Below are 25783 nucleotides of genomic sequence, written 5' to 3'. Positions count from 1 at the left end.
GCATTTGCGCCCGGGTTTGACTTCGCGGTCGGGGCTTTGTGGGGGTTGGGGGTGGGCCCCCCGCCCCCCCCCACACCCCCACGTCTCAGAGGGGGCGTTACAGCCTCGCGCGCGTCGCCTCCACCAGGCGTACGACGGACTCGTCCGCCACGTCCGCCACCTCGTCGTACGCGAACCAGCGCAGGTCCAGGGACTCGTCGCTGATCGCCTCGACGGCGTCGGAGGGGGCCAGCGCGGCGTACTGCACGTCCAGGTGCTGGGTGCACGGGCCCGGGATCGGGTGCCGGTCCAGGCGCACGGGTCCGCCGGGGAGGAGCGTCAGGCCCGGGACGCCGGACTCCTCGGTGGCCTCGCGCAGCGCGGCGGCCGCCAGCGTCGCGTCACCCGGCTCGCAGTGGCCGCCCATCTGCAGCCACATCCGCAGCTTCCTGTGCAGCGTGAGCAGCACACGGCCGCGCGACGGGTCGACGACCAGGGCACTGGCGGTCACGTGCCCGTCCGTGCAGGCCTTCCACAGGGCGTCGTCGGGGTGGGCGGACAGGTGGTCCAGGTAGTACTGGCGCAGGTCCTGCTGGTCCTCGTAAGCCTTCAGTACGAGAACCGCGTCGTCGTGCAGACTCACTGGCCGTCGTCGTCCTTGCCCTCGGCGGGACCGTCGTCCTTGGCGTCGCCCTTGGACAGGTCCGGCTTGCCCGCCGCCTCGCCGAGCATCTTGTCCAGCTCGGAGAAGTCCAGCTGCTCGCGGTGCACGAAGCCGTCCGGGTCGTCCAGGTCGGAGGCCGTCGGGAGCATGTCCGGGTGCGCCCACAAACCGTCGCGGCCGTCCACGCCGCGCGCGTCCGTCAGCGAGGCCCACAGGCGCGAGGCGTCCCGCAGGCGGCGCGGGCGCAGCTCCAGGCCGATGAGCGTCGCGAACGTCTGCTCGGCAGGTCCGCCCGTGGCGCGGCGCCGGCGCAGGGTCTCGCGCAGGGCGTCCGCCGCCGCGAGGCGGGGCTTCGCCGCCGCGTGCACCACCGCGTCCACCCAGCCCTCGACGAGCGCGAGCGCCGTCTCCAGGCGGGCCAGGGCGGCCTTCTGCTCCGGGGAGTCCTCCGGCTGGAACATGCCCTGCTGGAGCGCCTCCTGCAGCTGCTCCGGGTTCTGCGGGTCGAACTGCCCGACGACGTCCTCCAGCTTGGACGTGTCGACCTTGATGCCGCGTGCGTACCCCTCGACGGCGCCGAACAGATGCGCGCGCAGCCACGGCACGTGGGCGAAGAGCCGCTGGTGGGCGGCCTCGCGCAGCGCCAGATAGAGCCGCACCTCCTCCATGGGGACGCTCAGGTCCTTGCCGAAGGCCGCCATGTTCACCGGCAGGAGGGCCGCCTTGCCGGCGGGGCCGAGGGGCAGGCCGATGTCCGTGGAGCCCACGACCTCGCCCGCCAGGACGCCCACGGCCTGCCCGATCTGCTGGCCGAACATGGCGCCGCCCATGGAGCGCATCATGCCGATCAGCGGGCCCGCCATGGCCTGCATCTCCTCGGGCAGGACGTCGCCCATGGCCATGCCGACGCGCTCGGCGACCGGGTCGACCAGCTCCTTCCACGCCGGCAGGGTCGACTCGACCCACTCGGCGCGGCTCCAGGCCACGGCCGTGCCGGCGCCCGACGGCAGGGACGTCGCGTCGTCCAGCCACAGGTCGGCCAGGCGGACGGCCTCCTCGACCGCGGTGCGGTCGGCGGGGCCGACGCTCTCGTCCTTCGTGCCGTCCGCGGTGCCCTGCGAGACGGTCTGGCGGGCGATGTCCTTGGCCATGTCCCAGTTCACCGGGCCGCCCTCGTACGACAGCATCTGGCCGAGCTGCTGGAAGGCCGCGCCCAGGTCCGTCGGGTTCATCGACCCGAACATCGCGGCGAACGGGTTCTCCGCGCCGCCCGGGCCGCCCGCTCCGGGGAAGCCGAAACCGAACGGGTTCCCAGGGCCGGCGGAACCCTGTCCCTCTCCGGGCGTGTCCTTCTTCTTGCCCTCGTCGCCGTTCTCCGGCTCCTCCGGCGGAAGGCCGAATCCGAATGGGGTGTCACTCACGGGATTCCTCGGCTCGTCAGGCCACCGGATCTGGCTCCGGCGGCGGCTGCCCAACAACACCACCCAGCGTAGACACCCTGGCGCGATGGGGCCTCGGTGCTTCGCCGCCTTCAGGGCTGCGGCAGGATGGATGCCACCTGGTACGTACGCGTCATTCGCGTATCTACTGAAGACAACCGCTGGAGACGCCCGGTGAGTTCCCCAGATCCACAGGTTCGCGCAGCGCGAAACCCCTCAGGCAGGACGCCGACCGACCAGGGGCCCGCGACGGCGCCGGTGCGCGAGACCGGCTCGCCGTCGCCCCTGCGCGGGCCCGTCGTCGCCGTCACCGGTGCGGCGGCGGGCGTGGGCGCGCGCCTGACCGAGCGCCTCGCCGAGTCCGACGCGATCAAGCAGGTCGTGGCCATCGACGAGCGGCGCGGCGAGTGCGCGCGGGCCCAGTGGCACATCCTGGACGTCCGGGACCCGGCGATCGCCGAGAAGCTGCGCGGCGTGGACGTCGTGGTGCACCTCGCGCTCGACCTCGACCTGGAGACCGACGCCGCGGCCCGCACCGCGTACAACGTACGGGGCACGCAGACCGTCCTGACCGCGGCCGCCGCCGCGGGCGTGCACCGTGTCGTCCTGTGCACGTCGGCCATGGTCTACGGAGCGCTCGCCGACAACGAACTGCCCCTCTCCGAAGACGCCGAACTGCGCGCCACCGCGGAGGCGACGGGTGTCGGCGACCTCCTGGAGATCGAGCGGCTCGCCCGGCGCGCGCCGCGGGCGCACCCGGGCCTCAACGTCACCGTGGTGCGGCCCGCCATCCTCGTGGGCGGCACCGACACCGCCCTCACCCGGTACTTCGAGTCGCCCCGGCTCCTTGTGGTGGCCGGGTCGCGGCCCGCGTGGCAGTTCTGTCACGTCGACGACCTGTGCAGCGCCCTGGAGTACGCCGTCCTGGAGCAGGTCGAGGGAGATCTCGCCGTCGGCTGCGACGGGTGGCTGGAGCAGGAGGAGGTCGAGGAGCTCAGCGGGATCCGGCGCATGGAGCTGCCCTCCGCGGTGGCCCTGGGCGCCGCGGCCCGGCTCCACCGCATCGGGCTCACGCCCTCCCCGGCCGGTGACCTCGCGTACACGATGTACCCGTGGGTCGTCAGCGTCAGCCGCCTGCACGACGCGGGGTGGCGGCCGCAGTGGACCAACGAGGAGGTCCTCGCGGAGCTCCTCGAGGAGGTCGCCGGGCGCAAGACGGTGGCCGGGCGGCGGCTCGGGCGCAAGGACGCGACTGCGGCGGGGGCCGCGGGGGCGACGGTGGCTCTGCTGGGTACGGCGGCGCTGGTGCGGCGTGCGCGGAAGGCTCGGCGGCGGCTTTGAGGGTGCCCGTGCCGGGGTGAGGGTGCTCCGTGCCGGAGTGACGTCGTACGAGAAGGCGCCCGGCGCGGTGGGCACAGCGGGTACGCGACAACCACCGGTTCCGTAGAGAGCTCCAAGGTCCACGCGCGTGTGCCTGGTGAAACGGGGATTCCGTGATGTTAGTGGCGTGGGGCACCATGGCCGCATGGCACGTACTTCGATCGATCACCCCGGGGAGCGGGCGGGCGACGACCCGATCCGGCTGCTCGCGATCCGTGACACGCCGCTCTCGCTCGACGAGGTCTTCCGGGCCGTGGGCGACGACGCCGCGGGCGGCACGGCGCTGTTCGTCGGGACGGTGCGCGACCACGACGGGGGCGCGGACGTCGACGCGCTCGCGTACTCGAGCCACCCCAGCGCCGAGGCGGAGCTGCGCCGCGTGGCCGAGAAGGTCGTCGCCGACTTCCCGGTGCGTGCCCTCGCTGCCGTGCACCGCGTCGGCGACCTCGTCGTGGGCGACCTCGCCGTCGTCGTCGCCGTCTCCTGCGCGCACCGGGCCGAGGCTTTCGACGCCTGCCGCAAGCTGATCGACGACCTCAAGCACGAGGTGCCCATCTGGAAGCACCAGCGGTTCGCCGACGGCAAGGAAGAGTGGGTCGGGGCCTGCTAGACGCCCGGAGCCGGTGCCTCCGTAGGCCTCCGGCAGACCTCCGGTTGCGTAACCGCCCCCCTGCCGTGAGCGTTGACGGAGCGGATGGTTAATCTGCTGATCAGTCAGTTGTGGTCGCTCATGGGGTCGGGAGGTCGACATGGCATCACTTGCCTGGTTGCTGATTCCGCTTCTGGCGGCGGTCGGGGCCGGTCTGTGGGGCGGCTGGGCCAATCGGAATCGCAAGAGCGGGAAGACCGGTGACAACACCGAGCTGAACGGCTACGCCGCGTTCCGCAAGGCGATGGAGAAGTCCCACTCGGGCAGCGACGCCACCTGATCCGCAGCCCCCGCGCGGCGGCCCGTACGGACCGGCCCCAGGGGTGCACTCACAGGACCGTCCCGTACTGTCGTTCCATGCCACGCCGCACTGCGACGATGCTCGCCTCGACCCTGATGCTGATCGCGCTGCTCTGCGCGGGAGTCCTCATCAAAGTCCCGTACTCGGAGATGTCGCCGGGGCCGACGGTGAACACGCTGGGGGACCACGACGGCGAGCCGGTGCTGCAGATCTCGGGCCACAAGACGTATCCGACCAGCGGTCATCTGAACATGACGACGGTCAGGGTCACCAGCGCCGACTACAAGATGAACCTCGCCGAGGCTGTCTACGGCTGGCTCGCGCACGACAACATCGTGGTGCCGCACGAGACGCTCTACCCGGACGGCAAGACCGAGCAGCAGTCGACCCGGGAGAACGCCGAGGAGTTCAGCCAGTCCCAGGAGAGCGCGAAGGTCGCCGCCCTGAAGCAGCTGAAGCTGCCGGTGAAGTCCCAGGTGGTGGTCTCGACCATCTTCAAGGGCAGCCCGGCGGAGGGGAAGCTGCACGCGGGCGACGTCATCAAGAGCGTGGACGGCACGGAAGTGAAGCGGACCACGGACGTCGCCAAGCTCGTCACGAAGCGGAAGCCGGGCGAGCCCGTCGTCTTCACCGTCGTCCCGGTCAAGGAGGCGGCCGCCGCCGAGAAGGCGGGCAAGAAGCCGGCCAGGACCGAGGACATCAAGATCACCACGGAGAAGTCGAAGGACGAGGGGAAGACGCGCGCGGTCGTCGGCATCCAGGCCGGGCCCGACCACACCTTCCCGTTCACCATCGACATCAAGCTCGCCGACGTGGGCGGCCCCAGCGCCGGCCTGATGTTCGCGCTCGGCATCGTCGACAAGCTCACGCCGGGACCGCTCACCGGCGGCAAGTTCGTCGCGGGCACCGGCACCATCGACGACGACGGCAAGGTCGGCCCGATCGGCGGCATCGAGATGAAGACCGTCGGGGCGCGCGACAAGGGCGCCGAGTACTTCCTGACGCCGAAGGACAACTGCGCGGCCGCAGCCGGCGACGTCCCCGACGGGCTCACGCTGGTCAAGGTGGACACCATCAAGGACGCGGTGAAGTCCCTGGACAAGATCCGCAAGGGAGACACCGCCGGCCTGCCGCAGTGCACCACCAAGGGCTGAGGCGGACCGACACGACAGCGGCCGGGGGCGGCCCACGCCACCCCCGGCCACGTACGACGAACCCGTACGCCAAGACGGCGACGCTACTCCGCGAACGTCGCGGACAGCGCCTCCGCCAGGCCCGGCACCAGGTCCGAGCCCGTGAGCACCTCCGTCGCCGAGTCCTTCTCGCGCAGCCGCAGGGCCGACTCGCGCGCGCCGTCGCGCAGCACCGCGACCGTCATCCGCACCTCCTGGCGCTCGGGGTGCTGGGCCACCCACTTGGCCAGCTGCTTCTCGCTCAGGTTCTGCGGAACGGACGCCTCCGCGGACGGCGGCAGCATCAGGCGCTCCACGGTCAGGGCGCAGCCAGCGACCGATCCCGGCCAGGCGATGGTGCCGAGGAAGTCGTCGAGCGCGGTGCCCGCGGGCAGCTCGTCCTGCTCGATGGGGGTGAGGGGCGCGGCGGACGCGTCGTCGGAGAGGCCGAGGCGGTCCGCGAGCCCGGGCTCCTGGGTGCGCAGCTGGGCGGTGTCGACGAGGGCGAAGAGGCGGGCGGGCTGATCCCAGCCGAGCGTCGCGACGTAGTCGTCGATCTCGAGCACGGCACGGGTGAGGGGGCTCGCGGCCATCGGTGGGCCGGAGGGGGAAACGTTGGGCATGCCCAATATCCTGCCTCGTTCAGACCCCGGAACGGGAACTGAGTAAAGCGTCGGTAAGTTGCATGAGTGGGCTCTACGATCGCGGGGCCTGTTTCAGCCACAGCTACAGCGAACTTCGAGGTGCGCACCTTGGCTTTCCAGATGCCGGACCGCGGCGGAGGCCCGACGGGGCCACGGATCAGAGTGGGCCGACCGTCCCGTCGCGTCCGGACCCTGCTCATGACGCTGGGCGTCCTGGCCGTACTGGCCATGGCGTTCGTCATGTTCGCGGGGTTCTGGACGGACTGGCTCTGGTACCGCTCGGTCCACTACTCATCGGTCTTCACGACGACCCTGTGGACCAAGATCGGCCTGTTCTTCGTCTTCGGTCTGCTGATGGCGGCCGCGGTCGGCGTGAACATCTGGCTGGCGCACCGGCTGCGCCCGCCGCTGAGTGCCATGTCGATGGAGCAGCAGAGCCTCGACCGGTACCGCATGGCGATCGCGCCGTACAAGAAGTGGCTGCTCATCGGCATCGCCGCGCTCGTCGGCCTGATCGCGGGCGCGTCCGCCGCGGGCCAGTGGCGCACCTGGCTGCTGTGGGTGAACGGCGTGTCCTTCGGCCAGAAGGACCCGCAGTTCCACCTGGACGTGTCCTTCTTCGCCTTCGACCTGCCCTGGTACCGCTTCCTGCTCGGCTTCGGCTTCGCGGCCACGGTGCTCTCGGTGATCGCCGCCGCCCTGACGCACTATCTGTACGGCGGCCTGCGCATCACCAGCCCCGGCGGGCGGGCCACGGCGGCGGCGACCGGCCATCTGTCGGTCCTGATCGGCGTCTTCGTGGCGCTCAAGGCGGTCGCGTACTGGCTCGACCGCTACGGCCTCGCGGTCAAGGGCAGCGACTTCAAGGCGACGGACAACTGGACGGGCCTGCGCTACGTGGACGCGAACGCGTATCTGCCGGCGAAGACCATCCTGTTCTGCATCGCCGTCATCTGCGCGCTGCTGTTCTTCGCCACCCTGTGGCGGCGCACCTGGCAGCTGCCGGTCATCGGCTTCGGCCTGATGGTGCTCTCCGCGATCCTGATCGGCGGCCTGTACCCGGCGATCGTGCAGAAGTTCCAGGTCCAGCCGAACGAGCAGGCCAAGGAAGCCCCGTACATCGCCAAGAACATCAAGGCGACCCGCGAGGCCTACGGCATCAGCGGCGTGAAGGCGAAGGAGTACGACGGCTCGGGGGTGATCGGCGCGGACGCCCAGAAGAAGCGTGACGCCGCCGGCACGGCCGCCAGCTACCGCCTGAACGACCCGAACATCGTCTCGCCGACGTTCCAGCAGCTGGAGCAGAAGCGCGAGTACTACCAGTTCCCGATGACGCTGGACGTCGACCGGTACAAGGGCCAGGACACCATCATCGGCCTGCGCGAGCTCAACCTGGACCGGCTCGAGAAGCGCAACTGGATCAACGACCACTTCGTCTACACGCACGGCTACGGAGCGGTCGCCGCCAAGGGCACCACGGTCAAGAAGGGCTCGAAGGGCGCCCCGGACTTCACCTCGTCCGGTCTGCCCACCAAGGGCGGCTTCCCCGACTACGAGCAGCGGATCTACTACGGCGAGAAGACCAAGTCGTACGCGATCGTCGGCGGCCCCCAGAAGGAGCTCGACTACGAGCGGGACGAGGGCCAGAAGACCTACAGCTACGAGGGCAAGAGCGGCGTCAAGCTCTCCAACCCGATCACCAGGGCCGCGTACGCGGTCTCCTTCGGGGAGCCGCAGATCCTGTACTCGGGCGCGATCGGCGAGGGCTCACGGGTGCTGTACAACCGCACCCCCAAGGAGCGCGTAGAGGCGGTCGCCCCCTGGCTGACCATCGACGGCGACACCTATCCGACGGTCATCAACGGCCGCGTCCAGTGGGTCGTCGACGCCTATACGACGATCAACAACTATCCCTACGCCTCGCGGACGACCCTCGGCGACACCACGGCGGACTCCCTGTCCAACAAGGACAGCCAGCGCACGGTGATCGCCCAGCAGAACCAGGTCAACTACATCCGCAACTCGGTGAAGGCCACCGTCGACGCCTACGACGGCACGGTCAAGCTCTACACCTGGGACGACAAGGACCCCGTCCTGAAGACGTGGAAGAAGGCGTTCCCCGGCACGGTCAAGGACAAGGACGAGATCCCCGGGGAGCTGCAGGAGCACCTGCGGTACCCACAGGACATGTTCAAGGTCCAGCGGGAGCTGCTCACGCTCTACCACGTCACCGACCCGGGCCAGTTCTACAACGGCAGTGACGCCTGGCAGGTGCCGAACGACCCGACGAAGCAGCGGGACAGCGTCTCCGTGCCGCCGTACTACCTGTCGATGAAGACGCCGGGCGCGGACCAGCAGCAGTTCTCGCTGACGACGACCTTCACGCCGAGCAATCGACCCAACCTCCGTGCCTTCATGGCGGTCGACGCCGACGCGAACAGTCCGAACTACGGCAAGGCGACCCTGCTGAGAGTCGAGGGCGATCCCGACGGCCCCGAACAGGTGCAGAACAAACTCAACTCGTTGCCCGAAGTCGGAAACTTCATCAGAGACATGAAGGGCGCCGACTCCGACGTCCTCTACGGCAACTTGATGACGGTGCCGCTCAACGACGGCTTCCTGTACGTCGAACCCATCTACGTACAGGGACGCAAATCGGCGTATCCGCTCCTGAAGAAGGTGGCCGTGTCCTACGGCACGGAGAACGTGTTCGCGGACTCCTTGGAGGAGGCCCTCGACCAGGTCTTCAAGGCCAACGGTTCGGGGGAGCCGCCCAAGGAGGAGCCACCGGGCACCAAGCCACCGGGCACCAAGCCGCCCGCGGCCAGTGATCCGACGGTCACGGAGGCGCTCGACGACGCGCAGCAGGCGTTCGAGGACAGCCAGCAGGCCCTGGAGGACAAGGACCTGGAGGCCTACGCCAAGGCGCAGAAGCGGCTCGAGGACGCCCTGAAGCGGGCTGAGAAGGCCAAGCAGCGCAGCCAGGGCGGCGACAAGGGCAACGGCAAGAACAGCGACAGGAACGGCGACAAGAGCGGCGACAAGAGCGGCGACAAGAGCGGCGACAAGAGCGGCGACAAGGGGGACGGCGACAGCGGATAGCGGCTCGGCGGGTAGCCCCGTCCCGCGCGCACGGCGCGCGGACGCCACCTCGCGCCGTGGTACGGTTTCATACACAACGGCGCGGGGTGGAGCAGCTCGGTAGCTCGCTGGGCTCATAACCCAGAGGTCGCAGGTTCAAATCCTGTCCCCGCTACTTGCAGGTCGAAGGCCCGGATCCTCCAGCAGGATCCGGGCCTTCGTCATGTCCCGACGCCTTGATCACCGCGTGTTCGGCCGGTGGCCGCCGCGCCCGGCGCGCCCCCTTTCGGGCGACGCCCATGCCGGTGTCCCATGCCAGTGGTGTGGGGTTCTTGCGAAGAGTGCTCCGGGCGGGGGGAGTTGGGGAAACCTGTGTTTCACTTATCTCTCTGTGGGCATGTCGACAAAACGCTGAAGTGACCTCACTGGCTGCGGTATACCGGATGTACCCAGGTTGCAGGTGGTGCGACGATGGACGTTATGGGGGACAAGGCAACTCTGTTGGAGACAGGGCGGTTTGCGCAGCCGGCCGACCGGGAGGATCCCGGCGAGGCGGCGGAGGAGCTGCGGTACCGGCGCGCGGCCGAGACCGGGGACGTGGACGCGATGAGCGTGCTCGGCAGCCTGCTGCTGCGCCGCGGCGACCTCGACGGTGCCGAATCCTTGCTGCGCGGTGCCACCGCGGCCGGTGACCGCGCCGCGGCCAACAATCTCGGCGTCCTCCTGCACCAGCGCGGCTACGTCGACGAGGCGGCCGGATGGTGGCGGATCGCCGCCGTCGCCGGTTCCGCCGCCGCGGCGCACGCCCTCGGCCGCCACCACCGCGAGCGCGGCGACGAGCCCGCCGCCGAGTACTGGCTGCGCCAGTCCGCCGAACAGGGCCACACCCTGGGGGCGTACGCGCTCGCCGACCTCCTGGAGCACCGCGGCGACGTCGGCGCCGAGCTGTGGATGCGCACGGCGGCCGAGCGCGGCCACCGGGAGGCGGCGTACCGCCTGGCGCGCGCCCTCGACCGGCGCGTGGAGCGCGAGGGCCCCGGCGAGGGGGGCACGCGCTCCCTCGGCGGCATGGCCTCGGGGGGCGTACGGCCTGGTTCGGTACGTTCTGTCGGCGCGCGCGCCGAGAGTGCGCGCCGTGACGGCACGCGTCCCACCGCGGCGCGCCCCACTCCCGCGCGCGCCGAGGGTGCCCGCTCCGACGGTGCCCGTGCCCGCGGCGCCCGCTCCGCCGACACCGCATCCGAGAAGGGCCTCTCGCTCCTCGAAGAGGCCGAGCAGTGGTACCGCCAGGCCGCCGCGCGCGGCCACCGGCGTGCCGCGCTGCACCTCGGCGCGATCCTGGAGGGGCGCGGCGAGCTGAAGGAGGCCGGGCGCTGGTACCTGACGTCCGCGAAGGACGGCGAGGCGCGGGCCGCCTGCGCCCTCGGCTTCCTGCTGCGCGACGCCGGTGACACGGAGAACGCCGCCGTGTGGTGGCTCAAGGCCGCCCAGGACGGCGACGGGAACGCCGCCAACGCCCTGGGCGCGCTGCACGCCGAGCGCGGCGAGACCCAGACCGCCGAGCGGTGGTACCGCGCGGCGATGGACGCGGGCGACGTGAACGGCGCGTACAACCTGGGCCTGCTGTGCGCCGAGCAGAAGCGCACCTCGCAGGCCGACCAGTGGTACCGCCGCGCCGCGTACGCCGGGCACCGCGAGGCGGCCAACGCGCTCGCCGTGCTGCTGCTCCAGCGCGGCGACGCGGCGGGCGCCGAGCCGTGGTTCTCCAAGGCGGCGGAGGCCGGCAGCGTCGACGCGGCGTTCAACCTGGGCATCCTGTACGCGGGCCGGGGCGACGACGCGGCGGCCCTCAGGTGGTACGAGCGCGCCGCGGCGGCGGGCCACACGGAGGCCGCGCTCCAGGTCGGCACGGCGCGGCTGCGCGACGGCGACGAGCGGGAGGCCGAGCGGCACCTGCGGTGCGCGGCGGGCGGCGGCAGCGCCGAGGCGGCGTACCGGCTCGGCACGGTGCTCGACGCGCGCCGCCCGGCCGCCGACGCGCCCGCGCTCGGGGAGCCCGCGGCGCAGAAGACGGAGTGCGAGGAGTGGTACGAGCGCGCGGCCGAGCAGGGGCACCGGCGTGCCCAGGTCCGGGTCGGCATGCTGGCCGCGGGCCGGGGCGACGTGGTCGAGGCCGCGCGCTGGTACCGCCTCGCGGCGGAGGCCGGGAGCCGGAACGGAGCGTTCAATCTGGGCCTGCTGCTCGCCCGCGAGGGGAGCGAGCCGGAGGCGGCGCTGTGGTGGACCCGCGCCGCCGACGCGGGACACGGCCGGGCGGCGCTCCGCCTCGCGCTGCTCTACGCCCGCCGGGGCCAGCTCGCCGAGGGGCAGCGCTGGGCCGCCCGCGCGGTGGACCTGGGCCCGCCGGAGGTCGCCGAGCGAGCCGGGCGCCTGCGGGAGGCACTGCACCAGGAGCTCACGGCGTAGGCGCACCGAGCGCGGGGCGCGCAGGCGGGGCGCGCACTGCGGGGCGCGAAGCGATTTGCGCTGGTCGTAGGCTTGCCGTACTGTTGTGTTCACCGACGCGGGGTGGAGCAGCTCGGTAGCTCGCTGGGCTCATAACCCAGAGGTCGCAGGTTCAAATCCTGTCCCCGCTACTCATGGCCGAAGGCCCGGAGCCAGTCACTGGTTCCGGGCCTTCGGTGTTCTTGTGTCAGCGGATATGTGTAAGCCCCGGTCACCAGGTGACCGGGGCTTACACATATCTACTGAAGCGCCTGCTGTCTGCTTACGCGTCCGCCGCGCAACTGGGGCACACGCCCCGGTACGTGACCTCCACGTCCGAGATCGTGAAGCCGAAGCGCTCCGAGTCGGGGAGGCTCGCCAGGGGGCTGCCCGTCGGGTGCACGTCGCGGATCGCGCCGCAGCGGGCGCAGACCAGGTGCTGGTGCGGCCGGTGCGCGTTCGGGTCGTACCGCTTGGCTCTGCGGTCGGTCGACACCTCGAGGATCTCGCCGAGCGAAACCAGCTCGCCCAGCGTGTTGTAGACGGTCGCCCGGGAGATCTCCGGCAGCTTGGTGACGGCGCGCGCGTGCACCTCGTCGGCCGTCAGATGCACATGGTCCCCGTCGAGGACCTCGGCCACGACACGTCGCTGGGCGGTCATGCGCCAGCCGCGTCCGCGCAGTCGTTCCAACAGGTCGCTCATGTCAGCCAGCCTAACAGGCAAGGGGACCAGGTCCCGAACGAGTGTGACTTTGGAAGGTTGCTTGACTTAGACAATGTCTATCGTAGGATCGAGTTCGGCACACGCCAAGGGACAGGAGTGGCACGACATGACGCAGGAGGCGCACGTGACGCAGGGACCCCTCACCACCGAGGCCGGGGCGCCGGTCGCCGACAACCAGAACAGCGAGACCGCGGGCGTCGGCGGTCCGATGCTGATCCAGGACCAGCTCCTCCTGGAGAAGCTCGCCCACTTCAACCGCGAGCGCATCCCGGAGCGCATCGTGCACGCCCGCGGTGCGGGCGCGTACGGCACGTTCAAGGTGACGGCGGACGTCACCCCGTACACGCGTGCCAAGTTCCTCTCCGAGATCGGCAAGGAGACCGAGGTCTTCCTCCGCTTCTCGACGGTCGCCGGCAACCTGGGCGCGGCCGACGCGGTGCGCGACCCGCGTGGCTTCTCGCTGAAGTTCTACACCGAGGAGGGGAACTACGACCTCGTCGGGAACAACACCCCGATCTTCTTCATCAAGGACGCCATCAAGTTCCCCGACTTCATCCACACGCAGAAGCGCGACCCGTACACGGGCTCCCAGGAGGCCGACAACGTGTGGGACTTCTGGGGCCTGAGCCCGGAGACCACGCACCAGGTGACCTGGCTGTTCGGTGACCGCGGCATCCCGGCGTCGTACCGGCACATGGACGGGTTCGGCTCGCACACCTTCCAGTGGAGCAACGAGGCGGGCGAGGCCTTCTGGGTCAAGTACCACTTCAAGACCGACCAGGGCATCAAGAACCTGACCGCGCAGGAGGCGGAGGTCCTCGCGGGCAAGGACCCCGACTCGCACCAGCGCGACCTGCGCGAGGCCATCGAGCGCGGCGAGTTCCCGACCTGGACCGTGCAGGTCCAGATCATGCCGGTTGCCGACGCGGCGACCTACCGCTTCAACCCGTTCGACCTCACCAAGGTGTGGCCGCACGCGGACTACCCGCCGGTCGAGATCGGCAAGCTGGAGCTCAACCGCAACCCGGAGAACATCTTCGCCGAGGTCGAGCAGGCCATCTTCAGCCCCGCCCACTTCGTGCCGGGCATCGGCCCGTCCCCGGACAAGATGCTCCAGGGCCGCCTCTTCGCGTACGGCGACGCGCACCGCTACCGCGTCGGCATCAACGCCGACCACCTGCCGGTGAACCGCCCGCACGCCACCGAGGCACGCACCCACGGCCGTGACGGCGTCATGTACGACGGCCGCCACAAGGGCGCCAAGAATTATGAGCCCAACTCCTTCGGCGGCCCGTACCAGACGGACCGGCCGCTGTGGGCGGCCACGGCCGTGAGCGGCGCCACCGGCAACCACGTGGCGCCCTCGCACGCCGAGGACGACGACTTCGTGCAGGCGGGCAACCTCTACCGCCTGATGTCCGAGGACGAGAAGCAGCGTCTGATCGACAACCTCGCGGGCAACATCGCGGGCGTCTCACGGGACGACATCGCCGAGCGCGCGATCGACAACTTCCGTCAGGCCGACGGAGACTTCGGCAAGCGGCTGGAGGCCGCGGTCCAGGCCCTGCGCGGCTAAGACCCCAGCCCCTTGTCGTGGGTGACGGGCCGGATCCCTTCGGGGTCCGGCCCGTTCGCCGTGCTCAGGCCACCGTCGTGGGACGGCGGCTCGGCGCCCAGCAGCGGATGATGTCGCGCACGGACACGATGCCCACCGGCTCGCCGTCGTCGAGCACGATGAGGTGCCGGAAGCCGCCGTGCGACATGGCGTCCGCGGCGTCCGTCAGGGTCCAGGCGGGGGCGGCGAAGACGACGTCGGTCGTCGTGTGCGCGCCCGCGGTCTCCAGGTCGGGGTCCTGGCCGAGGCCGAGGGAGTTGAGGACGTCGCGCTCGGTCAGGATGCCGAGCCCGCACGTGTCGGGGTCGAGGACGACGGCCGCTCCGACGTGGCGGGCCGACATCAGGCGGGCGGCCTGCCGGAGCGTGTGGGCGGGGCCGATGGTGAGGACCAATGTGCTCATGGCGTCGCGGACGAGCATGGGCTTGAGCCACCTCCTTGGTGATCCCTTTGCCCGCGGCATGCCTTCATCCGGGAACGGCATTGCCTGGAGAAAGGATTCACAAGTTCACAAGTGGGGGGACTCTCAGAGTCGCAGCGAAGCGGAATGCCAACAAGGGGGCGCGTGCGTTCAGTTCGGGGGGCGCGTGATGGCTAACGCTGATTCAGGTACGCGAGCAGTTCGCCGTGGAGCAGGCCGTTCGACGCCGCCGCGTTGCCGCTGTGGGGGCCGGGGGTGCCGTCGAGGCCGGTGAAGCTGCCGCCCGCCTCCGTCACCACGATCGCGGTGGCCGCCATGTCCCACAGGGACAGCTCCGGCTCCGCGCAGAGGTCGATCGAGCCCTCGGCGACCATCATGTACGGCCAGAAGTCGCCGTATCCCCGGGTGCGCCAGCACGCGCGCGTGAGGTCGAGGAAGCCGCCGAGGCGCCCCTGCTCCTCCCAGCCGCTGAGCGAGGAGTACGCGAACGACGCGTCGCTGAGCCGCCCGACCTTGGAGACCTGGAGCCTCGTCGCGGACGACAGGCTGCGGCCCGTGTACGCGCCGCCGCCCTTCGCCGCCCACCAGCGCCGCCCGAGCGCCGGCGCCGAGACGACGCCGACCACCGGCTGGTAACCCCCCTCGCCCGCCTCCATGAGGGAGATGAGCGTGGCCCACACCGGCACGCCCCGCACGTAGTTCTTCGTGCCGTCGATCGGGTCGATGACCCAGCGGCGCGGGCCCGTGCCCTCGATGCCGTACTCCTCGCCGAGGATCGCGTCGCGCGGCCGTGCCCGCTGGAGCTGGCCGCGGATCAGCTCCTCCGCGGCCTTGTCGGCCTCGCTCACCGGCGTCATGTCCGGCTTGGTCTCGACCTTGAGGTCGAGGGCCTTGAACCGGTCCATCGTCGCGGCGTCGGCGGCGTCCGCGAGGACGTGGGCGAGGCGCAGATCATCGTGGTAGTCGGGCATGGATGAACAGTATCGATCCCGTTTCGCGCGAGCCACAGCGCGTATCGGGCGCCGCCCGCCGGAACCCTTGACAGTGCTTCTCGCCACGTCAACTCTGACCAGCAGAACCGCAAGGGCCGCTCCGGCCCGTGGCAGCGGGAGGCGACGATGCCTGCAGCGCGGGAATCACTGCTCGACGCGGCGTACACCGCACTGGCCCGCAGGCCGTGGGCGGGTGTGCGGATGGTCGACGTGGCGGCGGTCGCCGGGGTGTCCCGGCAGACTCTGTACAACGAGTTCGGCAGCAAGGACGGACTCGCCCGGGCGCTGCTGCGACGGGAGACCGACGCGTACCTGCGGGGCGTCGAGCGGGCCCTCGCGCAGGCCCGCGACCCGGTGGACCGGCTCGCCGCGGTGAGCGCGTGGACCATCGGCGCCGCGCGGGAGAACGTCCTGGTGCGGGCCGTGCTCACCGGCTTCTGGAGCGAGCGCCTGCCCGCGCCGAGCCGGGCCGCGGTGTCCAGCTCCCCGGTCCCGGCCCAGCGCCGCGCGGACGCGGGCGTGCCGACGCCCGCCGAACTGCTCGCGCAGGTCAGGGACCGGGCCATGGTCGCCCTCACCGAGCGCGGCCGCCCTTCGGAGACGGAGGACCTGGCGCGGGCCTGCGAGAGCGCGGTGCGGGTGGCCCTGTCGTACGTGGTGGCGCCCGCGGGGGCTCAGGAGGAACCGGTGCAGCTGGTGCGGCGGGTGATCGCGGGAGCGGTCGGACGCTGATGCGGCCCCGCCGCGGGATCAGTGGGCCGAGAGGCCGGTGGGCCAGGAGATCAGTGCGCCGAGCCCGAGAGCTGGAGGCCGATGACGCCGACGATGACCAGGCTGATCGACACGATCTTGAGCGTGGAGACCAGGTCGCCGAGGAAGATCATGCCGTAGATCGCGGTGCCCGCGGCGCCGATGCCCGTCCACACCGCGTACGCGGGACCGACGTCCAGCTTCTTCAGGGCGAGCGTGAGCAGGCCGAAGCTGCCCAGGGCGAAGCTGGCGAAGGCGATGGTCGGCCAGATCCTGGTGAAGCCGTGCGACAACTTCAGGCAGACCGCGAAGCCCGTCTCAAGAATTCCGGCGACGATGACCAGCAGCCACGCCATGGTTGTGCCTCCCGCGTTCGCAACGTTCCGTGACCGCTTCGTCGACTCACCCAAGATTTTGAAGAATCTTGGTGCGATTATGCACTTACCGGAGCGCGGGACGTGCAAACAACGCGAACATCGGTCCGATCAGCCGACGCAGCTGGTTCAGCAGCTGGTTCAGCGGCTGGTTCAGTCGCCGTCGCGCCGCTCGCGCGTGGCAAGGAGCCTGCGCAGCGAGTAGAGCCGCGCCGGGTCGGCGTGCCCCTGCGCGACCCACTCGTCCAGCGCGCAGTCCGGCTCGTCGTGGCTGCACGCGCGCGGGCAGTCCGCCGTGCCGGGCTCCAGGTCGGGGAAGGCGTGGATGACGCGTGACGGGTCGACGTGGTGCAGGCCGAAGGAGCGCACGCCAGGGGTGTCGATCACCCAGCCTCCGTCCCCCGACAGGGGCAGCGCGAGGGCGGACGTGGTGGTGTGCCGGCCGCGGCCCGTCACCGCGTTCACATGGCCCGTCGTCCGCCGCAGGTCCTCGGGGACCAGGGCGTTCACGAGGGTGGTCTTGCCGACGCCGGAGTGGCCGACGAACGCCGTGACCTTGCCGTCGAGTTCGGCGCGCACGCGCTGCACGGCGCTGCCGCTCTCCAGTTCCTCGCGGCTGGTGACGACGTACGGGATGTCCAAGTCGCCGTACAGCTCCAGGAGTTTGTCCGGCGGGGCCAGGTCGGACTTGGTGAGGACGAGCAGCGGGGTGAGGCCGCCGTCGTACGCCGCGACCAGACAGCGGTCGATCATGCGGGGGCGCGGCTCGGGGTCGGCGAGCGCGGTGACGATGGCGAGCTGGTCGGCGTTGGCGACGACCACGCGCTCGTAGGGATCGTCGTCGTCGGCGGTGCGGCGGAGCACGGACGTGCGCGCCTCGATGCGGACGATCCGCGCGAGGGTGTCCTTCTTGCCGGAGAGGTCGCCGACGATGCCGACGCGGTCGCCGACGATCGCGGCCTTGCGGCCCAGCTCGCGGGCCTTCATCGCGACGACCACGCGGTCCTCGACGAGGCAGGTGAGGCGGCCCCGGTCGACGGTGAGGACCATGCCCTCGGCCGCGTCCTCGTGCTTGGGGCGGATGTGGGTGCGCGGGCGGTTGCCCTTGCGGTTGGGGCGGACGCGGATGTCGTCCTCGTCCGGGTTCTTGCCGTAGCGGCGCATGGTCGTGATCCGCCCGTCAGTTCCCGAGCATCCCGGCCCACAGCTCGGGGAAGTCGGGCAGGGTCTTCGCCGTGGTCGCCACGTTCTCGATCTGTACGCCGGGCACGGCGAGGCCGATGATCGCGCCCGCGGTGGCCATGCGGTGGTCGTCGTACGTGTGGAAGATCCCGCCGTGCAGGCGGCGCGGGCGGATGTGCAGGCCGTCGGCGGTCTCCGTGACGTCGCCGCCCAGCTCGTTGATCTCCTTGGTGAGCGCGGCCAGGCGGTCCGTCTCGTGCAGGCGCAAGTGGGCGACGCCGCGCAGCGTGGAGGGGGAGTCGGCGAGGGCCGCGACGGCCGCGATGCCCGGCGTCAGCTCGCCGACCTCGCTGAGGTCGGCGTCGATGCCGTGGACCGAGCCGGAGCCGGTGAACGTGAGGCCCGCTTCCGTCAGCTCGCAGGAGCCGCCCATCTCGGTGAAGAGCCGGCGCAGCGCGTCGCCGGGCTGCGTGGTGCGCAGCGGCCAGTCGGGGATCGTGACGCGGCCGCCGGTGATCAGGGCCGCCGCCAGGAACGGCTGGGCGTTGGACAGGTCGGGCTCGATCGTCAGGTCGCGGCCGAGCAGGGCGCCGGGCGTGACCCGCCACACGTTCGGCTCGCCGCCGGCCTCGGGCGTGTCGACCTGCGCGCCCGCCGAGCGCAGCATGTCGACGGTCATGCGGATGTGCGGCATGGACGGCAGGGCGCTGCCCACGTGCCGCACCTCCACGCCCTGGTTGAAGCGCGGCCCCGAGAGCAGCAGGGCGGAGACGAACTGGGACGACGACGAGGCGTCGATCTCGACCTGGCCGCCCTCCAGGGCGCCGCCGCCGTGCACGGTCAGGGGGAGCGCGCCGCGGGAGTCGTCGTCGATGCGGGCGCCGAGGGCGCGCAGCGCGTCGATCACGCCGTGCAGCGGGCGCTCGTACGAACGGGGGTCGCCGTCGAAGCGGATCGGGCCGTCGGCGAGCGCGGCCACCGGCGGCAGGAAGCGCATCACCGTGCCCGCGTTGCCCACGTCGACCGTGGCCGGGCCGTGCAGGCCCGAGGGGATGACGCGCCAGGCCTCGCCGGAGCCGTCCGGGCCCCCCGCGGCGGAGCTGGACGACACCGTCTCCTCGATGCCGACGCCCATGGCGCGCAGGGCCCCGGCCATCAGGAGGGTGTCGCGCGAGCGCAGGGGGCGGCGCAGCCAGCCGGGCTCGGCGGCGAGGGCGGCGAGGACGAGGGCGCGGTTGGTGACCGACTTGGAGCCCGGCACGTGGACCGTCGCGGCGACGGCTCCGCTCGCGTGCGGGGCTGGCCAGAGGGCGGTGTGCGTCGGGTTCACGGTCATGCCCTTCACTTTAGTGGTTGGCGATGACCACAGATCTTGATCAAAAGCGGCGAAATCCAGGCGAAACAGAGAACTGGTAGGGCGCTCGACGCCTCCACCCGGTGTCCACCGGGTGACGCGCCGGTGACGTACCAGGGGCGCCGGAGGGGCGCGCGGGGCGCTGAGCGGGCCTCACGCGGCGGTGAGCAGCCAGCGGCCGCCCCCTATCAGTGAGCAGAGCGACACCGCGTGGAACAGGAACAGCCACATTCCGGCCGGAACGTGCGTCAGCCGCGACAACTGGTCGGCGTCGGAGTCCCCGGCCCCGCCGTGCCGCCGCTTCGCCTGGAGCTCGAAGGCCGGCCGCACGCCCCCGAGCAGCAGGAACCACACCACCGCGTATGCGAAGGCCGCCTGCACGTCGGTGTCCGCGAGCCAGGAGACCGCGAGGAACAACCCGCCCGTCACGATCACCGTGAGCGCGCCGTACGCGTTGCGGATCATCACCAGCATCGCGACGAGCAGGGCCGTGGCGATCCACAGCAGCGCCGTGATGTGGCCCTCGCCGAGCAGGGCGGCGCCGCCGAGGCCGAGCAGCGGCGGCGCGGTGTAGCCCGCGGCGGCGGTGAGGATCATGCCGAGGCCGGTCGGCTTGCCGCGGCTGACGGTCAGGCCGCTGGTGTCCGAGTGCAGGCGGATGCCGTCCAGGCGGCGGCCGGTGAGCAGGGCCACCAGGCCGTGGCCGCCCTCGTGGGCGATGGTGACGGCGTTGCGGGAGACGCGCCAGACGGCGTGCGGGAGGACGGCGGCGAGCGCGACGGCGCCGGCGACGACCACCAGCCACTGCTCGGGCGCGGGCTGCGTACCGAAGAGGCGGTCCCACAGGTCGCTGAGGCTGGCGGAAGCGGAGGTGTGCATTGCTCGGTTGGCTCCCTGTCGACGGCGATCAATGGGGGTCCGCGCGTAGCGCGGTCGTTGAGGGGTGGTGGTTGGGTGACGGGCGGGCGTGGCAGTGTGGCACGTATGTGCGGACGGTATGCATCGAGTCGTAGGCCCGAGGATCTCGCAGGAATCTTTGAGATCGAGAAGTGGGAGCCGGAAGAGGCCCTGGAGGCCGACTACAACGTGGCTCCCACGAAAGAGGTCTACGCCGTCCTCGACCGTCCTCTTAAGGACGCCGACGAGCCACGTCCGGTTCGCCAGCTGCGCAAGCTCAAGTGGGGACTCGTCCCGTCGTGGGCCAAGACGCCCGAGGGCGGGGCGCGGATGATCAACGCGCGCGCCGAGACCGTGCACGAGAAGCCGTCGTACCGCCGGGCCTTCTCCTCCCGGCGCTGCATCCTGCCCGCCGACGGCTATTACGAGTGGGTGACAGCCGCCGCCGAGCGGGACCTGGAGGTCGAGGGCAAGAAGAAGCGGCCGCGGAAGCAGCCGTACTTCGTGCTGCCCGCCGACGGGTCCGTGTTCGCGATGGCGGGCCTGTACGAGTTCTGGCGGGACCGCACGCTGCCTGACGAGCACCCGCTGGCGTGGTGGGTGACGTGCTCCGTGATCACCACGGAGGCGGAGACCACGCCGCTGGCCGTCGCCCCGGAGGAGGGCCCGCGCACGCTCGCCGACATCCATCCCCGGATGCCCCTGATGCTCACGCCCGACCGCTGGGACGCGTGGCTCGACCCGGCGCGCACGGACGTGGACGACCTCCGGTCCCTCCTGGAGCCGCCCCCGCACGGCCTCATGCGCGCGTACCCGGTGTCGACGGCCGTCAGCAACGTACGCAACAACGGCCCCGAGCTCCTCAAGGAACTGGAAGGCCCCGAAGAGGGCACACTCTTCTGACGTGACGCACAGTGAGCCCCACCGCGAGACCGTAGAGACCGATGCCGGTGACGCCCGGATCACCTGGCACCCCGCGAAGAAGCCCTGCCTCGTCCTCGCCGTCAGCCACGGCGCGGGCGGCGGCATCGAGGCCCGTGACCTGAAGGCCATCGCCGCCGAGCTGCCCGCGCACGGCGTGACCGTCGCCCTGGTGGAGCAGCCCTGGCGCGTCGCGGGCAAGAAGGTGGCGCCCGCGCCCAGGACCCTGGACGTCGGCTGGCGCGGCGTCTGGCCCGCGCTCGCGGAGCCCGGGCTCCCCGTGATCGCGGGCGGACGCAGCGCCGGGGCCCGCGTGGCCTGCCGTACGGCGGCCGAGCTCGGCGCGGCGGCCGTGCTCGCCCTCAGCTTCCCGCTGCACCCGCCCGGCAAGCCCGAGAAGTCCCGCGCGGACGAACTCCTCGGCGCGGGCGTGCCGACCCTGGTCGTCCAGGGCGGCAACGACCCCTTCGGCAAGCCCGCCGAGTTCCCCCGGAGCGACACGTACGACATCGTCGAGATCCCGTTCGCCGACCACGGGTTCGCGGTGCCCAAGCGGGCGGACATCGGGCAGGACGAGGCAGTGAAACGCATCACGGACGCCGTCTCACGGTGGGCGGGAATGTTGAGTGCGTGACCACTGTTGTGGCGGACAGACCCCGCAAGCGTTCGTACGAGAGGGAGCCCGCCCCATGGGATCGACCATCTGCCCGAACCGCTCCAAGTCCGCTGACCTGGAGTGGAGCGTGCTGAGCGCGCCCAAGGCGGCCCCTATTCGAGCGGCGCGCAAAGCAGGTGTTCGTCTATCCTCCGATTCGAGTGGGCCCGCTTTCGGACCCATCACGTCGTTGGAGGAGGTGGGTCCGGTCACTGGGACCGACGCAGGGACCGAGAACGGCCAGGCCGAGCAGTCCGGGCAGCCTGAGGAGACGGCCGCGGAGCGCACGGCCCGCTTCGAGCGGGACGCGCTGACCTTCCTCGACCAGATGTACTCCGCGGCGCTGCGCATGACGCGCAATCCGGCGGACGCGGAGGACCTGGTCCAGGAGACCTACGCGAAGGCGTACGCGTCGTTCCACCAGTTCCGCGAGGGCACCAACCTCAAGGCGTGGCTGTACCGCATCCTCACCAACACGTTCATCAACTCGTACCGCAAGAAGCAGCGTGAGCCCCAGCGCAGCGCCGCCGAGGAGATCGAGGACTGGCAGCTCGCGCGCGCCGAGTCGCACATGTCGACGGGTCTGCGCTCGGCCGAGTCCCAGGCGCTCGACCACCTGCCGGACTCCGACGTGAAGAACGCGCTCCAGGCGATCCCCGAGGAATTCCGCATCGCCGTCTATCTCGCGGACGTAGAGGGCTTTGCGTACAAGGAGATCGCCGACATCATGGGTACACCCATCGGTACGGTGATGTCCCGTCTTCACCGCGGCCGCCGCCAGCTCCGCGGCATGCTCGAGGACTACGCGCGTGACCGCGGTCTGGTCCCGGCCGGTGCCGGAGAGTCGAACGAAGCGAAAGGCTCGGGCTCATGAGCTGCGGAGAGCCGCACGAGACTGACTGCAGTGAGGTCCTGGACCATCTCTATGAGTTCCTGGACCACGAGATGCCGGACAGTGACTGCACCAAGTTCGAGACGCACTTCGAGGAGTGCTCTCCGTGCTTGGAGAAGTACGGCCTCGAACAGGCCGTGAAGAAGCTGGTCAAGCGCTGCTGCGGCCAGGACGACGTGCCCGCCGACCTGCGGGCCAAGGTCATGGGCCGCATCGACCTGATCCGGTCGGGGCAGACGGTGCCGGACGAGGATCTGGCCCCTGGGCCCTGATCTGGCCCCTGGGCCTTGGGCCGTTCTGTCTCCCGCCCGCCCGTTTCTGCTCTGCCGTGGGGTGGGCGCCTCCTGTGGGGGGTGGAGGTGCTTCGGCGGCTGCGGGTGCGGTGGTAGGGGAACGTTTCTTCTGGTTTCTTCGGGCTTTCTCACCCGAAGGTGCTAATTCGCTGCCGCGAGCCTGGGCGCGCTTCGTGCCCGCTCTAGTCTCCCGACCTGGATCGGGAGGAGAACGCTATGCGGTCGGTGCCGGTGCGGGCCCGCGGCTACATCCTGTGCGCCGCGCTCGGCGGCGCCGTCTGCGCCGTGCCCGCGCTCGGCCCACGCACCCCGTGGACCCCGGTCGCGCTGCTCGCCCTCCTGTACGCGGGGGGCGAGCGCGTCGCCGTCCGGTGGGGCCCGGCCGCCCGCACCTTCTTCCCCGTGCTGCTCGCCGGGGTGTTCCTGCTGCCGCCCGCCGCGGCCGCGCTCGTCGCCGTGCCCGGCGCGCTGCTCACCCCCGTCGAACGGCATCCCCGGTGGGCGCGCAAGGTCTGGCGCGCGGCCCAACTCGCCCTGGCCGCCTGGGCGTCCGGGCAGGCGTACGCCGCGCTCGGCGGGCCCGCCGCGGCGTCGGCGCCCGACTTCCCGTACGTCCTGCTGCCCGCCGCGGCCGCGGTGCTCGCCTTCTCCGGAGCGCTGACCGCCCTCGACGGCGGCATCCTCGTCACGGCCGAGCGCGTGCCCGCGCGGATCGCGTGGCGCGGACTCCTGACCAAGTCGCTCGCGCCCGTCTGCGTCCACGGGCTCGCCGGGCTGATGATGGCCGTCCTCTGGAACAGCCCGTACGGCCCGCCCGCCGCGCTCCTCGTGCTCCTTCCGATGGGCGTCTCCTGCTGGGTGTTCGCCCAGTACCACCGCGAGCGCTCCGCCCACCAGGCCACCATCCGCGCCCTCGTGCAGGCCGTCGACCTCAAGGACCGGTACACGCGCGGCCACAGCGAGCGGGTCGGCCGCGCCTCCGTGATGATCGCGCGGGAGCTCGGCATGGACGACGAGCGCGTGGAGGTCCTCCGCTTCGCCGGGATCCTGCACGACGTCGGCAAGCTCGGCGTCCCCACCCGGCTCCTGCGCAAGGAGGGGCCGCTGACCCCGCAGGAGCGGCAGGTCATCGAGCTGCACCCCGAGTACGGGCACGAGATGGTGCGCGGCATCGGATTCCTCGGCGAGGCGCGGGCGGCGATCCTCCACCACCACGAGCGCATCGACGGCAGCGGTTATCCGTACGGGCTCACGGGGCGTCAGATCCCGGAGTGCGCACGCGTGGTGGCCGTCGCCGACGCCTTCGACGCCATGACGTCGTCCCGCTCCTACCGCCCCGCCCGCCCCGTCCCCACCGCCCTCGCCGAACTCCGCCGCTGCGCCGGGTCCCAGTTCGACCCCACCGTGGTCGCGGCGCTGGCCCGCGCTGTGGACCGCTGCGGGTGGGAGGGGGATGTCACGGCGGGTGGGGTGCGGCAGGTCGCCGCGGTGGGTGCGGGTGGGGCAGATGTGCCGGGTGCGGGTGCGGGTGCGGGTGCGGGTGGTGGGGGTGGTTGTGGTGTGGGTGAGGTGGGGGACGGTGTGATCGGTGGGGGCGGTGGCCGTGGGGCGGTTGCCCGGTGATCGCGCGGGGTGTCGGGCGTGTGGCCGTGGGGGTGACGGCGGGGCTTCGCTGCGGTGCCTTCCTGCTGGCCGCGGTGGCGCTCGGGGCGACCCTCTGGCGGGGCGCCGAGGAGCCCGGCATCGCCCTCGCCTTCGGCGTGCTCATAGCCGTCGGCGAGCTGGCCCGGTGGGGGAGCGGCAGCAAGCGCGAACCCGCGCCCCTGGGTGCCGCCGGCGCCCTCGCGTACGCCCTGCTCGGCGAGAGCGGCGGGCGGCCCACGCACCACGGCGTCCTCCAGGTCGTCGCCGTCGTCGTGGCGGCGGGCCTCGTCGGCGCCGTGCCGCACATCGCCGTCGGCCGCGGCCCGGGCGCCGACCACATCCCCCGCCGCGTCCTGACCGTCGCCTTCGCCGCCGTGTGCTTCCAGCCCCTGTACGACTCGGGTGCGCCGGCGGAGCGCGCCGGGCACGGGCCCTGCTACGTCGCCGTCATCCTCGCGCTCCTCGTGCTCACCGCCCTGTGCGACGCCGTCCTCGCGGCGGCCATGGCGCACGCGCGGTCCGGCTGGCCGTTCGGTCCGCTGCTGCGGGACGAGCTGCGGGGCATGTCGGGGATCGCGTCCGCCGTGTGCGCGACGGGGGCCGTGATGGCGCTCGCCGTCGCCGTGGCGGGGCTGTGGGCCCTGCCCGTGTTCAGCTGCCCGCTGCTGCTCACCCAGCTCGCCTTCCGGCGCTACGCCGCCGTGCGCACCACCTACCGGCAGACCATCGCCTCACTCGCCCGGGCCACCGAGATAGCCGGGTACACCCCGGCCGGGCACGCCCGTCGCGTGGCCGAGCTCAGCCGGGCCGTCGGGCGTGAGCTCGGGCTCTGCGGGGCCGACCTCGTCGTCCTGGAGTACGCCGCCCTCATGCACGACATCGGGCAGCTCTCCCTCGTCGACCCCGTGCCCGCGGGCGCCACGGCCGCGCTGCCGTCGGCCGAGCAGCGGCGGATCGCGCTGCTCGGCGGGGCCGTCGTGCGGCAGACCGGGGTGGCGGCGGAGGTCGCCGTCGTCGTGGAGCGGCAGGCCGATCCGTATCGTGAGCAGCCGCTCACGGCTCGTATTGTGCGGGTGGTCAATGCGTACGACGAGATGGTGCGGGAACAAGGGCCGCAGGGGCCGCTGGCCGCGCTTGAGCGGTTGCGGCTCGGTACCGGGCGGGAGTATCAGGGGGAGGTGGTGGAGGCGCTGGCCCGGGTGCTCGCGCGGGGGCGCCCCAGACCCGCCCCTTCCCGAAACTAGGGGCTCCGCCCCTAGGACCCCTTCTTTCCGGC

The 25783-nt window shown here is 71.6% G+C and carries 24 protein-coding genes and 2 tRNA genes; 16 read left to right on the top strand and 10 right to left on the bottom strand.

Going from position 1 to position 25783, the window contains the following annotated elements; genetic code table 11:
* Window positions 1-97: 97 nt before the first annotated feature.
* Window positions 98-622: an NUDIX hydrolase gene (locus ACFWZ5_RS34835; protein WP_384804465.1), complete on the bottom strand. Its 525-nt coding sequence runs from the start codon at window positions 620-622 to the stop codon at window positions 98-100.
* Window positions 619-2064, bottom strand: a complete 1446-nt coding sequence (locus ACFWZ5_RS34830) for a zinc-dependent metalloprotease (protein WP_384804463.1) — start codon at window positions 2062-2064, stop codon at window positions 619-621. Before ACFWZ5_RS34830 ends, ACFWZ5_RS34835 begins: the two co-directional genes overlap by 4 nt.
* 192 nt (window positions 2065-2256) lie before the next feature.
* Here ACFWZ5_RS34830 and ACFWZ5_RS34825 point away from each other — a divergent pair, with 192 nt between their 5' ends.
* From ACFWZ5_RS34825 to ACFWZ5_RS34810, 4 genes are all read left to right on the top strand, one after another.
* Entirely contained in the window at window positions 2257-3423 is a 1167-nt protein-coding gene (locus ACFWZ5_RS34825) for an SDR family oxidoreductase (protein WP_384804461.1), read from the top strand.
* A gap of 184 nt (window positions 3424-3607) precedes the next feature.
* Complete coding sequence (locus tag ACFWZ5_RS34820) at window positions 3608-4072, top strand: molybdenum cofactor biosynthesis protein MoaE (RefSeq protein WP_384804459.1); 465 nt, start codon at window positions 3608-3610, stop codon at window positions 4070-4072.
* A 139-nt stretch (window positions 4073-4211) separates the two neighbouring features.
* On the top strand, window positions 4212-4391 hold the full coding sequence (locus tag ACFWZ5_RS34815; RefSeq protein WP_384804457.1) for a hypothetical protein: 180 nt from the start codon (window positions 4212-4214) through the stop codon (window positions 4389-4391).
* A gap of 77 nt (window positions 4392-4468) precedes the next feature.
* Window positions 4469-5566, top strand: coding sequence for a PDZ domain-containing protein (locus tag ACFWZ5_RS34810; RefSeq protein ID WP_384804455.1), 1098 nt, complete (start codon window positions 4469-4471; stop codon window positions 5564-5566).
* 83 nt (window positions 5567-5649) lie between these two features.
* Here ACFWZ5_RS34810 and ACFWZ5_RS34805 read toward each other — a convergent pair whose 3' ends face one another.
* Window positions 5650-6207: a PPA1309 family protein gene (locus tag ACFWZ5_RS34805; protein ID WP_384804453.1), complete on the bottom strand. Its 558-nt coding sequence runs from the start codon at window positions 6205-6207 to the stop codon at window positions 5650-5652.
* Between the two features lie 141 nt (window positions 6208-6348).
* Between ACFWZ5_RS34805 and ACFWZ5_RS34800 the strand changes: the two genes are divergently transcribed.
* The 4 genes from ACFWZ5_RS34800 to ACFWZ5_RS34785 all read left to right on the top strand — a co-directional run bounded on the left by ACFWZ5_RS34800 (window position 6349) and on the right by ACFWZ5_RS34785 (window position 11945).
* Complete coding sequence (locus tag ACFWZ5_RS34800) at window positions 6349-9330, top strand: UPF0182 family protein (protein ID WP_384804467.1); 2982 nt, start codon at window positions 6349-6351, stop codon at window positions 9328-9330.
* Window positions 9331-9410: 80 nt separating this feature from the next.
* Window positions 9411-9484, top strand: a tRNA-Met gene (locus ACFWZ5_RS34795).
* Between the two features lie 296 nt (window positions 9485-9780).
* Window positions 9781-11775: a sel1 repeat family protein gene (locus tag ACFWZ5_RS34790; protein ID WP_384801191.1), complete on the top strand. Its 1995-nt coding sequence runs from the start codon at window positions 9781-9783 to the stop codon at window positions 11773-11775.
* Between the two features lie 96 nt (window positions 11776-11871).
* Window positions 11872-11945, top strand: a tRNA-Met gene (locus ACFWZ5_RS34785).
* A 131-nt stretch (window positions 11946-12076) separates the two neighbouring features.
* On the opposite strand, the gene ACFWZ5_RS34780 is transcribed toward ACFWZ5_RS34785, so the two are convergent.
* Window positions 12077-12496 carry a Fur family transcriptional regulator gene (locus tag ACFWZ5_RS34780; RefSeq protein ID WP_384801193.1) on the bottom strand — a complete coding sequence of 140 codons (420 nt, stop codon included), beginning with the start codon at window positions 12494-12496 and terminating at the stop codon, window positions 12077-12079.
* A gap of 127 nt (window positions 12497-12623) precedes the next feature.
* Between ACFWZ5_RS34780 and ACFWZ5_RS34775 the strand changes: the two genes are divergently transcribed.
* Window positions 12624-14093, top strand: a complete 1470-nt coding sequence (locus ACFWZ5_RS34775; protein ID WP_384801196.1) for a catalase — start codon at window positions 12624-12626, stop codon at window positions 14091-14093.
* A 64-nt stretch (window positions 14094-14157) separates the two neighbouring features.
* Here ACFWZ5_RS34775 and ACFWZ5_RS34770 read toward each other — a convergent pair whose 3' ends face one another.
* Window positions 14158-14553 (bottom strand): cyclic nucleotide-binding/CBS domain-containing protein, encoded by a 396-nt coding sequence (locus ACFWZ5_RS34770; protein WP_384801198.1) that lies wholly within the window; start codon window positions 14551-14553, stop codon window positions 14158-14160.
* Between the two features lie 173 nt (window positions 14554-14726).
* Window positions 14727-15524 carry a histidinol-phosphatase gene (gene hisN, locus ACFWZ5_RS34765; RefSeq protein WP_384801201.1) on the bottom strand — a complete coding sequence of 266 codons (798 nt, stop codon included), beginning with the start codon at window positions 15522-15524 and terminating at the stop codon, window positions 14727-14729.
* A gap of 147 nt (window positions 15525-15671) precedes the next feature.
* Between hisN and ACFWZ5_RS34760 the strand changes: the two genes are divergently transcribed.
* Complete coding sequence (locus ACFWZ5_RS34760; RefSeq protein WP_384801204.1) at window positions 15672-16277, top strand: TetR/AcrR family transcriptional regulator; 606 nt, start codon at window positions 15672-15674, stop codon at window positions 16275-16277.
* 50 nt (window positions 16278-16327) lie between these two features.
* On the opposite strand, the gene ACFWZ5_RS34755 is transcribed toward ACFWZ5_RS34760, so the two are convergent.
* From ACFWZ5_RS34755 to ACFWZ5_RS34740, 4 genes are all read right to left on the bottom strand, one after another.
* A complete protein-coding gene (locus tag ACFWZ5_RS34755) occupies window positions 16328-16651 on the bottom strand; it encodes a DMT family transporter (protein ID WP_384801207.1) in 324 nt (107 codons plus the stop codon).
* Between the two features lie 171 nt (window positions 16652-16822).
* On the bottom strand, window positions 16823-17833 hold the full coding sequence (gene rsgA, locus ACFWZ5_RS34750; RefSeq protein ID WP_384801210.1) for a ribosome small subunit-dependent GTPase A: 1011 nt from the start codon (window positions 17831-17833) through the stop codon (window positions 16823-16825).
* Between the two features lie 16 nt (window positions 17834-17849).
* Entirely contained in the window at window positions 17850-19187 is a 1338-nt protein-coding gene (gene aroA, locus ACFWZ5_RS34745; RefSeq protein WP_384801213.1) for a 3-phosphoshikimate 1-carboxyvinyltransferase, read from the bottom strand.
* Window positions 19188-19358: 171 nt separating this feature from the next.
* A complete protein-coding gene (locus ACFWZ5_RS34740; RefSeq protein ID WP_384801216.1) occupies window positions 19359-20084 on the bottom strand; it encodes a M50 family metallopeptidase in 726 nt (241 codons plus the stop codon).
* A 105-nt stretch (window positions 20085-20189) separates the two neighbouring features.
* On the opposite strand from ACFWZ5_RS34740, the gene ACFWZ5_RS34735 reads away from it, so the two are divergent.
* From ACFWZ5_RS34735 to ACFWZ5_RS34710, 6 genes are all read left to right on the top strand, one after another.
* Complete coding sequence (locus tag ACFWZ5_RS34735; protein WP_384801219.1) at window positions 20190-21005, top strand: SOS response-associated peptidase; 816 nt, start codon at window positions 20190-20192, stop codon at window positions 21003-21005.
* 1 nt (window position 21006) lies between these two features.
* Complete coding sequence (locus tag ACFWZ5_RS34730; RefSeq protein ID WP_384801222.1) at window positions 21007-21657, top strand: alpha/beta family hydrolase; 651 nt, start codon at window positions 21007-21009, stop codon at window positions 21655-21657.
* Between the two features lie 220 nt (window positions 21658-21877).
* Window positions 21878-22552 (top strand): RNA polymerase sigma factor SigR, encoded by a 675-nt coding sequence (gene sigR / locus ACFWZ5_RS34725; protein ID WP_384801225.1) that lies wholly within the window; start codon window positions 21878-21880, stop codon window positions 22550-22552.
* Complete coding sequence (rsrA, locus tag ACFWZ5_RS34720) at window positions 22549-22842, top strand: mycothiol system anti-sigma-R factor (protein ID WP_384801228.1); 294 nt, start codon at window positions 22549-22551, stop codon at window positions 22840-22842. The genes sigR and rsrA overlap by 4 nt, the downstream gene beginning before the upstream one ends.
* A 237-nt stretch (window positions 22843-23079) precedes the next feature.
* Complete coding sequence (locus ACFWZ5_RS34715) at window positions 23080-24486, top strand: HD-GYP domain-containing protein (protein ID WP_384801231.1); 1407 nt, start codon at window positions 23080-23082, stop codon at window positions 24484-24486.
* Window positions 24487-24506: 20 nt separating this feature from the next.
* Window positions 24507-25751: an HD-GYP domain-containing protein gene (locus tag ACFWZ5_RS34710; protein ID WP_384801234.1), complete on the top strand. Its 1245-nt coding sequence runs from the start codon at window positions 24507-24509 to the stop codon at window positions 25749-25751.
* The last annotated feature ends 32 nt before the right edge of the window (window positions 25752-25783 follow it).

It is taken from the genome of Streptomyces sp. NPDC059003, from assembly GCF_042740445.1.
Classification (GTDB): Bacteria; Actinomycetota; Actinomycetes; order Streptomycetales; family Streptomycetaceae; genus Streptomyces.
Note: the sequence above shows the minus strand (reverse complement) of the source record. Positions and strands in the feature narration are given on the sequence as shown.